At 70.1% G+C, this 2,998-nt stretch carries 3 protein-coding genes; all 3 read left to right on the forward strand.

Going from position 1 to position 2,998, the window contains the following annotated elements:
• A partial coding sequence (locus AC27VN_RS37560; protein WP_490879941.1) for a TonB-dependent siderophore receptor occupies nucleotides 1-2,050 on the forward strand: 2,050 nt, incomplete at its 5' end.
• Between the two features lie 2 nt (nucleotides 2,051-2,052).
• On the forward strand, nucleotides 2,053-2,772 hold the full coding sequence (locus tag AC27VN_RS37565) for a hypothetical protein (protein ID WP_490879942.1): 720 nt from the start codon (nucleotides 2,053-2,055) through the stop codon (nucleotides 2,770-2,772).
• A partial coding sequence (locus tag AC27VN_RS37570) for a PepSY domain-containing protein (protein WP_490879943.1) occupies nucleotides 2,773-2,998 on the forward strand: 226 nt, incomplete at its 3' end. It lies immediately after the preceding gene.

Genomic DNA, 2,998 nt, shown 5'->3' on the forward strand with positions numbered 1-2,998 from the left:
GCGCGCGGCACCCGTGCCCGGCGATGCCGACGACCGCTACCAGCCCACGCCCGATGCCTCGACCCTGCGCACCACCGCGCCGGTGCTCGAGATCCCGCAGGTGGTCAACGTGGTGCCCGCGCAGGTGATCCGCGACCAGCGCCCGCGCAACATCGACGATGCGCTCGCCAACGTCAGCGGCATCAACCAGGGCAACACCCTGGCCAGCACGCAGGACACGCTGATGAAGCGCGGCTTCGGCGGCAACCGCGACGGCTCGATCATGCACAACGGCATGCCGCTGGTGCAGGGCCGCGGCCTCAACGCCGCGGCCGAGAGCGTGGAGGTGCTCAAGGGCCCGTCCTCGCTGCTCTACGGCCTGATGGACCCGGGCGGCGTGATCAACGTGGTCAGCAAGAAGCCGCAACTGACCCAGCGCACCGCGCTGTCGCTGGGCGCCTCGGGCTACGCGGGCGGGCGCAACGGCAGCGGCCAGACGCTCGACACCACCGGCCCCATCGGCGAGAACGGCCTGGCCTACCGGCTGATCGTCGACCGCGTGGACGAGGACTACTGGCGCAACTTCGGCACCCACCGCGAGACGCTGGTCGCGCCCTCGCTGGCCTGGTATGGCGAGGACACGCAGGCCGTGCTCTGGTACGAGTACCGCAAGTTCGTGACGCCCTTCGACCGCGGCACCGCGCTCGACCCGCGCACCAGGAGCCCGCTGGACCTGCCCAAGACCCGGCGCCTGGACGAGCCCTGGAACGAGATGCGCGGCGAGAGCCACCTGGCCCAACTCTCGGTCGACCACCAGTTCGGCGGCGGCTGGGCCGGCCACCTGAACCTCAGCTACAACCGCGAGACCTACGATGCCAACCAGCTGCGCATCACCGGCGTGAACACCACGCGCGGCACGCTCACGCGCAGCAACGACGCCACCCACGGCGCGCTGAGCACCGACAGCTATGCCACCGCCTATGTCGACGGCCGCGTCGAGCTCGGCGGCATGCGCCACGACCTGCAGTTCGGCTGGGACGCCGAGTACCGCAAGATCTACCGCGCCGACCTGCTGCGCCAGGCCGTCACGCGCAGCTTCAGCTACCTCAATCCGGTCTACGGCCTCGAGTTCCCGTCGGCCACCGTGTCGGCCAGCGACAGCGACCAGACCGACAAGTTGCACAACCAGTCGGTCTTCTTCCAGGATTCGATCCATCTCAATGAGCGCTGGATCGCGGTGGCCGGACTGCGCTACCAGGCCTGGTCGCAGACCGCGGGCCGCGGCCGTCCGTTCAAGGCCAACACCGACACCGACGGCTCCAAGGTGCTGCCGCGCGTGGGGCTGGTCTACAAGTGGAGCGACAGCCTGTCGCTCTACGGCAGCTACACCGAGTCGCTCAAGCCCACCTCTACCATCGCGCCGCTGTCCTCGGGCTACATCGTCGATGCCTCGGTGGCGCCCGAGCAGGGCAAGTCGTGGGAGCTCGGCGCCAAGCTCGACCTGGCCGGCGGCCTCACCGGCACCGTGGCGCTGTTCGACATCCGCAAGAAGAACGTGCTGGTCTCGCAGTTCAACGACGTGACCAAGCTGACCGACTGGCGCACCTCGGGCGCGGCACGTTCGCGTGGCCTCGAGCTCGACGTGGCCGGCGAGCTCGGCAGGAACTGGAGCGCGATCGCGAGCTACGCCTACATCGACGCCAAGACCACGGAAGACCCGCTGTACGCCGGCAACCGCCTGTGGAACGTGGCGCGCCAGACCGCGTCGCTGTCGGCCGTGTACGACTTCGGCCAGGTCTTCGGCGCCGAGGGCCGGCTGCGCGTGGGCGGCGGCGTGCACTACGTGGGCAAGCGGCCCGGCGACTCGGCCAACAGCTTCGTGCTGCCGGGCTACACCACCGCCGATGCCTTCGCCACCTACGACACGCGCATCCACGGGCGCAAGGTCAAGTTCCAGCTCAACGTGAAGAACCTGTTCGACAAGACCTACTACCCCTCGGCCGCGAACACCTACTTCATCTCCATGGGCGACGCGCGCCAGGTGTCGCTGCTCACCACCTTCGAGTTCTAGGCATGCAGGACGCTGCTTCCATCGATCGCCGGTCCGCACTGCTGCGGCTCGCCATACCGCTTGCCGCGGGACTGGCCGGCACGGCCGGCGCACGGGCGGCACCCGGCCGCAAGCTCGTGCTGCTGGTGCAGCGCGGCAGCCCGAACGCGGCGGTCGACGAGCAGGTCGCGCAGCACCTGGGCACGCGCGGCTTCGCGGTCGCCATGCTCGACCAGGCGGTGGAGCCCGGCGCGGCGGCGGGCGCCGAGCTGGTCGTGATCTCCTCGACCGTGGCCGCGAAGGACGTGCATCCGGGCTGGCGCCAGTTGCCGGTGCCGCTGCTGACCTGGGAGAACGACCTGCTCGACGACCTCGCAATGACCGGCAAGCGGCACGACGTCGATTTCGGCGAGGCGGCGAAGGAACGCTACCTGTGGCTGGTCAACGCGCCGCATCCGATGGGGGCGGGCCTGCCGGCCGGCGTGGCCAACGTCTACCAGCGGCAGGCCGGCATGAGCTGGGGCCGGCCCGGACTCGGCGCCACCACCATCGCCACCCTCTACGGCCAGCCCGAGAAGGCGGCCATCTTCGGCTACGAGAAGGGCGCCACCATGGACTACGAGTCGCTCGCGCCCGCGCGCCGCGTGATGGTCTTCCTCGGCAACGACGGCTTCACCAACCTGGCACCGGCCGGTCGCGCGCTCTTCGACGCGGCCGTGGACTGGGCCGCGGGAGCGCGCTGAATGACGATGCCGACATGGCGCCAGGCCTGGTTCCAGCTGCACTGGCTGCTGGGCATCACCGCGGGCAGCGTGCTGCTCGTGATCGGGCTCAGCGGCGCGGTGCTGTCGTTCCGCGAGGAGCTGATCGATGCGCTCAACCCGGGTGGTCGCCATGTGGCGGTGCAGGACAAGGAAGCGCTCGCGCCACCGCAGCTGCTCGCGGTCGTGCGCGAGGCCTTCCCGGGTC

Source organism: Variovorax sp. 20P10.2.4 (assembly GCF_058244205.1).

Excerpts from the sequence above, each read along its gene's own strand:
- AC27VN_RS37565 (WP_490879942.1), top strand. The coding sequence starts at position 2,053 with ATGCAGGACGCTGCTTCCATCGATCGCCGGTCCGCACTGCTGCGGCTC.